This is a genomic window from Limnohabitans sp. (genome assembly GCF_031538885.1).
GTDB lineage: Bacteria > Pseudomonadota > Gammaproteobacteria > Burkholderiales > Burkholderiaceae_C > Limnohabitans.
The window spans coordinates 26048-33113 of sequence record NZ_JAVKLW010000004.1 but is presented as its reverse complement, the minus strand read 5'-3'; the positions used below and the strand labels follow the sequence as shown (position 1 = coordinate 33113).

Sequence of the window (7066 nt, the reverse complement as noted above, 5' to 3'; positions counted from 1 at the left end):
TTGGTATCGTTCTTCTCGGCTGAGGTGCTTGTACATTGGGCAACTTCGACTTGGCGGTTAAAGCGGCCATGATGCTCTCGCATCCTCAGCCACCTATAACCAGTTCATCTTTGTTGCACTTCGTCCTTGAATCCGCCTTTGTTTAGGTAAGGGGATAAAGCTGATACAAAATTTCTAATATTGTAATTTTCAGGGTAAGTTCAGTCCCGCATGGAAAACCCTTTGTAAGCGAGACTTAAGGAACAGCCTTCTTCAGCCAATCAGCAAACGCCGCACACTCCCAACGGTCCATCGCGCCCGTGCGCCAACACAGGTAATGCCCGTGCGGGCTGGGCACTTGGCGCGGGAAGATGCGCACCAGTGTGCCGTTCTCTAGCCACGGTGCGCCTAGCTTCAAGCGCACCAAGCCCACGCCTAAGCCTTGGGCCGCAGCGTCGCAGACCAAACCAATGTCGTTGAAGCTGCTGCCGTCAATCGGCTCCGGCCAGTCTTGGTCGTGCGCGGCAAACCACGTGCGCCAAGGCTCCAAGGGGCTGCGCAGCAGTGTGGCGTCAGCCAAGTCTTCAGGGGTGTCAAACGGGCCGTGTTCGCGGATGTAGGCGGGCGAGGCCAAGGGCGTCACATCGTCTTTCATGATGCACACATGCTCCACATCGGCGTAGCGGCCTGTGCCAAAGCGGATGGTCAGGTCGGCGTCTTCGGCCACCACATCGAGCAGCGGGATGCTCACTTGCAGCGTGAGGTCAATCTCAGGGTAGGCATCGGCAAACTGGCGCAAGCGTGGCATGACGATGGAGCGCGCAAAGGTGGGGGTGATGGCCAAGCGCAGCTTGCGTTTGCCAGGAGCCGTGCTGCCGTCTTTGCCAGGGAAGCGCTCCAAAATGGCCAAGCCTTCGCGCACATGGGCAAGGTATTCGCTGCCTTCGGTGGTGAGTGAAAAGTCCGCACGGCCAAACAGCTTGACGCCCAGCAGCTGTTCGAGCTGCTTGACGCGGTGGCTCACCGCGCTGGGTGTGACGCACTGCTCTTCCGCGGCTTGGGTGACCGAGCGCAACCGCGCCAAGGCCTCAAACGTGAGCAAGCACTGGATGGGCGGGATGCGGCTGGCGCTCATGTGGATAACGCAGGCCTATTTGAAGATGACGGTCTTGTGGCCATTCAGCAGCACACGGTGTTCGCTGTGCCATTTGACGGCGCGGGCCAACACTTGACTTTCGGTGTCGCGGCCTTGGGCGGTGAAGTCTTCGACGGTTTTGCTGTGGTCTACACGGGCCACGTCTTGCTCGATGATGGGGCCTTCGTCCAAGTCTGCCGTCACGTAGTGGGCGGTCGCGCCAATGAGTTTGACGCCACGGTCATGCGCTTGGTAGTAGGGCTTGGCGCCCTTGAAGCTGGGCAAGAAGCTGTGGTGAATGTTGATGGCGCGGCCAGACAACTTTTTGCACAAGTCGTCGCTCAAGATTTGCATGTAGCGCGCCAGCACCACCAGCTCCGCGCCTTCAGCCTCAATCACCTCAAAGGCTTTGGCTTCGGCTTGTGCTTTGGTGGCTGCTGTGACGGGGATGTGGTGGAACGGCACGTTGTAGCTGGCCGCCAATTGGTAGAACTCGCGGTGGTTGCTGACGATGGCGCGAATGTCCAAAGGCAGCAGTCCGCTTTTGACGCGGAACAACAAGTCGTTCAAGCAATGGCCTTCTTTGCTCACCATCAAGACGGTGCGCATGGGCTGGGTGGTGTCGTGCAGGGTCCACTTCATGCCGAAGGTGCCGGCAAAGGTGGCGAGCTGTGCGCGTAAGTCGCTTTGGCCCACGGCGTCACACGCAAATTGCACACGCATGAAGAACAGGCCCGTGTCGTGGTCGTTGTATTGGGCGGCTTCTTCGATGTTGCCTTGGCGCTCTAGCAAAAAGCCAGACACGGCGTACACGATGCCCTGGCGATCAGGGCAAGACAAATTAAGGATGTAGGCAGTCATGGCGGCGATTGTAGGTTTGACGAGGCGTCAAAAAGGGCGCGTTAAAAAGGGCGCCGCAGCGCCCTGGTGTCCTACGCGTGTCTTCTTGGTGCAGGCTCAGTGCACCACGACTGGGTTTTGGGCCAGCTCGGCGTAGCCCGCCAAGGTGTCCTCCACCTCTTCTTGGGTGGGGGCGTTTTCTTGCCAAGCGCGCAGGTGGACTTGGAACTGCTCGGCCCAAGAGCCTTCGAGGTAAATCTCTTTGCCTGAGCGCTTGTCCACGATCTCAAAGCCGTGGCGGGCCAGTGCAGGCACATCAGGGCGGACAGGCACCCACGCGTCATCTTGCACCTGAAGGTGCATCACGGAGTACGTGTCAGAGTTGTAAAGCATGTCCATGGGGTTCTTTCGACGGAAAACGAATTTCATCTAAGCATATCGGATTCAAACGGCCAAATTCAAGGGCGGGGCTTTTCGACTTTGTTTAAAAGTTGGTCCACAAAGTCGCCATTGGCGTTGGTGATGCGCAAACGCACAGGCAAATAGCCCAAGGTGGGCGCAAACCACAACTCAATGTGCTGGTCAAACTCGCGACGTGGTTTGCGGTTGAGTTTGATGGCGCTGATCTCGCCAAATGGCAGTTGCAGCATTTCTTCTTTCTCCACCAAGAACTGCCACACCTCGGCCTCGCGTTGTGACACGGTTTGGAACGACAGCATGGTGCCCGCCGGGAAACGAGTCGGGTCCGCTGCCAGCAAGCTGCTGAGTTGCAGCACCACGCTCAAGCGGTCTTGCGCGCCTTTGAGCAGTGGGGCATCGGGTGAGTTGGCGCTGAAGCTGATGATGCCTTTGTTGCGCTGGAAATGGGCCGCCAACTCACTGCGGGTTTTGTCGCCAAAGCGGGTGGGCATGATGCCCTCTGCCCCCAGTATGCCCTTACTGATTTGTACGCGCGAGCCCAGCAAAAAGGCGCTCACCTCCAAACGGGCTTCGTAGTCTTTGTCATCTTGCAGCCACAGCAATTCGGCAGAGGCCCAGTAATTAAAGCCCTTGGCTTGGCCCTGCACTTGGTATTTCAGCAGGGCAGAGTCTGGCGCCTTGAAGGCCGTCACCTCGGTCAGGCCTTCGCTGCCTGCGCGTTTGTAAGGGGGCAAGTCCACGGCAGCGGCGCTGCGTGCCGGCAGGCCGACGGGGGCCGTGAGGTCTTGCCCGAGGTCATCAAACTTCACCGCTTGGTTGTTTGCGCCCGCCTCTGCGGGGGCTTCTTCTGCGGTGGCGGTTGGCGCTGGTTTGGCGGGCGCGGGCCGCACAGGCTGGGGCACTTGTGGCGCACGCGGCGCGGCCACTTCAATTTGTCGTGTCACCAAGGCTTGTGTGCGCAGTGGTTTGCCCGAGTCGGGAGCGAGCCACACAGGCGCACCTGCCAACAGCCACAGGTGCAGCAGCAACACCCCCACCACCAACAGCACCGCATGTTTGCGTTGCAAATGGTGGGGCTGCGAGGGCAGGGCACGGGCGTGCATGGCGGTGTGGCGATCTTTCATAGAATCGTGGCATGAAATTAGCCACATACAAAGACGGAACGCGTGACGGGCAACTGGTTGTCGTGTCGCGCGATTTGAGCACCGCGCATTATGCGACGGGCATTGCCAGCCGCATGCAGCAAGCCTTGGACGATTGGGGCTTCATCGCCCCGCAACTGCAAGATTTGTATGACACCTTGAACCACGGCAAAGCGCGTCACGCCTTCCCGTTTGATCCTGCCTTGTGCATGGCACCCTTACCACGCGCCTATCAGCGTCTCAGGGGGGCGGCGTACCCCAGCCACACCGCGTTGCTCGGTCAAACGGAAGCAGGCTTGGTGCTGCATCAAGCGGGCAGCGACCGGTTGCTGGGTGCGCAAGATCCGCTGGTGTGTGCCAGCGAAAAATTGGAGGCTGATTTCTCCGCTGAAATCGTCGTCATCACCGGCGACTTGGCGCTGGGTTCATCGGTAAACGAGGCGCTAGAGGCGGTGCGCTTGGTCATGCTCAGCAACCATGTCACGCTGCGCAGCTTGGCTGCATCCCACAGCCTGCAAAGCCAACCTGTTGCTGCATTCAGTCCTGTGGCGGTCACGCTCGACGAGTTAGGGGACGCATGGGACAACGGGTGTGTACACCTCACCGTGCAAGTGGCGTGGAATGGCCGCAAGGTGGGCATGTGCGATGCAGGCTCAGACATGCGCGATCACTTTGGCCAACTCATGGCGCATGCGTGCAAAACGCGTCCTGTGCGTGCGGGCACCCTCGTCAGCAGTGGCACCCTCAGCAACGCTGGGGTCGAGAAAAACGGAAAAACCGAATGGCCCAAGGGCTATGGTTGCATCGCCGAAAAACGCGCCATGGAAACTGCGCTTGACGGCAATGCCACTACCGCGTTCATGAGGTGGGGCGACACACTGCGCATCGAAGCCAAAGGCAAAGAGGGCCAAAGCATGTTCGGGGCGATTGACCAAACGCTGACATCACTCAACCCATAAACGCGACGCCGTCAAGGCTTTATTAATGGGTGTCATAATTCTGACCATGCAACAGTTTCGCAATGCCCTCCACATCACCCGCCTCGTGCTGGTGTGGTTTGCGTTGTCTGTAGGCGTGGCCATTGCTTCACCCGTGCTCAACCCCATGGATGTGGTGTGTACTGGCACTGGCATGATAAAGCTGGTCGTGCATGGCGACGATGGCAGCGCTGCACCTGCCAAAACGATGGACTGCCCTTTGTGCGTGGCCAACACTGCGCCACCGCCCGAGGTCAACACCATGTTGGCCCAACCCTCCCCACTGGCCCATGCCGTGCAGCCCATTGCGGCAGCGCACATTGCGGCCGTCACTGCGCCTCCGCTGCCATCGCGTGGGCCCCCTGCACTTTTCCTTTGATCGTTAAAGCGGGCGATTGGCTGTTAAGCCGCCGCCTAGTTTGTTGGCTTTGTGCCGCCTATTGGCGTACGCATTAGTCATCGAGATTTCAGGAAAAATTTATGGAAAAACGAAAACTATCCCACATCGTTGGGGCGATAGCCCTTGTCTTATCAAGTACGGCCATGGCGCAAAATCAAAATGTCCACGAACTCAACACGGTGGTGGTCACGGGCAAGGCGGAGTCGCTGACACAAAGCTCCATTGAGAGTGCCAAAGAAAATGTCAAAACCATTCCCGGTGGCGCATCTGTTGTTGACTTGAATCAAGTGCGTGAAGGGCGTCAATCAACTTGGAGCGACAGCCTTGGCTTGACACCAGGCGTGTTTATCCAAGACCGATTTGGCTCAGAAGAGGCGCGTATTTCCATTCGTGGCTCCGCCCTTAGCCGTACCTATCACGGCTTTGGCACGAAGGTGATGCAAGATGGTGTGCCTATCAACTACGCCGATGGCATGTTTGACATGCAGACCTTAGACCCCAATGCGTCACGTTATGTGGAAGTATTGCGCGGCCCAAATGCCACCCCCTATGGCGCGACCACCTTGGGTGGCGCTATCAACTTTGTGGCGCCGGCGGGTTATACAAGCCCCTCGTTTGTGGGCAAGGCTGAAGCGGGTAGTTTCGGTTACAACAAAATCTTTAGCAGCATGGCGGGTGTGGCGAAGCCGACGCAGTCGGGCGGCAATGCGTGGGACTACTACGTGGCAGGTTCACAAACCCAACAAGACGGTTTTCGCCAACATGCAGAAATGCAAAACCAAAAGCTGTTGGCTAACTTTGGCGTGAAAGCGAACCGCGATGTGGAGTCCCGTTTTTATGTGGCCGCCGTTCGCAGCCGCACCCAATTGCCAGGCTATTTGACCAAAGCGCAGTTGGAATCGACCCCCAACATCCGCAACTCGGGCGCAGCCTTCGTCCATGACAACAACCAGCGGCGTGACGTGGATTCACAACGCGTTGCCAACAAAACAACCGTTCGCGACGGCAACAATGTGTATGAATTTGCCGCCTATGCCATGCACTACAACCTGTGGCATCCGATTTCATTCGGTGTGATTCAGCAAAAAGTTGATACGCAAGGCGGCCATCTCAAGCTCACTAACACATCAGGTGCAAACCAGTTCACGGTTGCCTATCTACCAAGCACAGGAACGACCAAAGGCACGTCGCACGCGCCACATGCCAGTGGGTTGGTGACAGGCAAGCCCACATCCGACTACGCACAAACATCCACCAACCACACCTTCTTTGTGGAGGACAAATACCGCATCTCTGACAAGACAACTTTGGTGGGCGCATTGCAGTACGACAAAGCGAATCGCAAAGTTTCGGATGTGGTTGCCGCAAGCAACAACTACGACCACAACTTCAGCCAATGGAGCCCGCGTGTGGGTGTGACGCACGACTTGACGCCCCAGCGCCAAATTTTCGCCAGCGTGAGCCGAAACTTCGAAGCGCCGATTCATGGCTTGGCGGGGACAACAACTTTAGCCACCAAAGCCCAAAGCGGCACAACGTTTGAAGTAGGCACACGCGGCGAGGCGACAGACGACAACAGCCAATATGGCTGGGATGCAACCTATTACCGCACACACTTGAGAAACGAATTTTTGAGCGCTTGCGTTGTTGCGGGTTGTCAAAGCCCGACAACGACCAACGTGCCAAAGTCCATGCACCAAGGCGTTGAGTTGGGGCTTAGCCATTTGTACGCGAACCAAATCGGCAGCCGTATGGCGTTGCTCTACAGCGACTTCAACTTCGTGGGCAACGCAGCTTACGGCAACAACCAACTGCCAGGCTTGCCGCCCCTCCTTGTTCGTGCAGAAAGCCTTTACCGTTTTGGTGCAGCGATCAACGGCAAGCCCAGCATTTATGCTGGGCCGAAATTGGAGTGGGTGCCACGCCAAGCACCGATGGACAACACCAACACGGTTTACCGTGATGGCTACGCCTTGTTCGGCTTCAAAGCGGGCCAAGCCATTGACAAAACATGGTCGTGGTTTGCAGATGCACGTAACTTGACGAACAAAAGGTATGCCGCAGACAGCAACATCTCCGCCAACTTGGCGGGTGTAAACACCGCAGCCTTGTACTACCCAGGCGATGGGCGCGCGTTTTACTTTGGCATTGAAGCCAAGTTCGATTGATTCAC

The 7066-nt window shown here is 57.6% G+C and carries 7 protein-coding genes; 3 read left to right on the top strand and 4 right to left on the bottom strand.

Annotated elements, in window-relative coordinates:
* Positions 1-235: 235 nt before the first annotated feature.
* From RMS03_RS00355 to RMS03_RS00340, 4 genes are all read right to left on the bottom strand, one after another.
* A complete protein-coding gene (locus tag RMS03_RS00355) occupies positions 236-1114 on the bottom strand; it encodes a LysR substrate-binding domain-containing protein (protein WP_310625144.1) in 879 nt (292 codons plus the stop codon).
* A 15-nt stretch (positions 1115-1129) separates the two neighbouring features.
* Complete coding sequence (purU, locus tag RMS03_RS00350; protein WP_310625143.1) at positions 1130-1975, bottom strand: formyltetrahydrofolate deformylase; 846 nt, start codon at positions 1973-1975, stop codon at positions 1130-1132.
* A 96-nt stretch (positions 1976-2071) separates the two neighbouring features.
* Positions 2072-2353: a DUF3567 domain-containing protein gene (locus RMS03_RS00345; protein WP_310625145.1), complete on the bottom strand. Its 282-nt coding sequence runs from the start codon at positions 2351-2353 to the stop codon at positions 2072-2074.
* Positions 2354-2412: 59 nt separating this feature from the next.
* On the bottom strand, positions 2413-3498 hold the full coding sequence (locus RMS03_RS00340) for a DUF3108 domain-containing protein (RefSeq protein ID WP_310625142.1): 1086 nt from the start codon (positions 3496-3498) through the stop codon (positions 2413-2415).
* A gap of 11 nt (positions 3499-3509) precedes the next feature.
* On the opposite strand from RMS03_RS00340, the gene RMS03_RS00335 reads away from it, so the two are divergent.
* From RMS03_RS00335 to RMS03_RS00325, 3 genes are all read left to right on the top strand, one after another.
* Positions 3510-4475, top strand: a complete 966-nt coding sequence (locus tag RMS03_RS00335) for a fumarylacetoacetate hydrolase family protein (protein ID WP_310625141.1) — start codon at positions 3510-3512, stop codon at positions 4473-4475.
* Between the two features lie 46 nt (positions 4476-4521).
* On the top strand, positions 4522-4872 hold the full coding sequence (locus RMS03_RS00330) for a DUF2946 family protein (RefSeq protein ID WP_310625140.1): 351 nt from the start codon (positions 4522-4524) through the stop codon (positions 4870-4872).
* Between the two features lie 164 nt (positions 4873-5036).
* Positions 5037-7061, top strand: a complete 2025-nt coding sequence (locus tag RMS03_RS00325) for a TonB-dependent receptor (RefSeq protein WP_310625139.1) — start codon at positions 5037-5039, stop codon at positions 7059-7061.
* The last annotated feature ends 5 nt before the right edge of the window (positions 7062-7066 follow it).

Bases quoted from the DNA above. Each gene is read 5' to 3' on its own strand.
- RMS03_RS00355 (WP_310625144.1), bottom strand. From the start codon at position 1,114: ATGAGCGCCAGCCGCATCCCGCCCATCCAGTGCTTGCTCACGTTTGAG.
- RMS03_RS00340 (WP_310625142.1), bottom strand. From the start codon at position 3,498: ATGAAAGATCGCCACACCGCCATGCACGCCCGTGCCCTGCCCTCGCAG.
- RMS03_RS00325 (WP_310625139.1), top strand. From the start codon at position 5,037: ATGGCGCAAAATCAAAATGTCCACGAACTCAACACGGTGGTGGTCACG.
- RMS03_RS00345 (WP_310625145.1), bottom strand. From the start codon at position 2,353: ATGGACATGCTTTACAACTCTGACACGTACTCCGTGATGCACCTTCAG.
- RMS03_RS00330 (WP_310625140.1), top strand. From the start codon at position 4,522: ATGCAACAGTTTCGCAATGCCCTCCACATCACCCGCCTCGTGCTGGTG.
- purU (WP_310625143.1), bottom strand. From the start codon at position 1,975: ATGACTGCCTACATCCTTAATTTGTCTTGCCCTGATCGCCAGGGCATC.
- RMS03_RS00335 (WP_310625141.1), top strand. From the start codon at position 3,510: ATGAAATTAGCCACATACAAAGACGGAACGCGTGACGGGCAACTGGTT.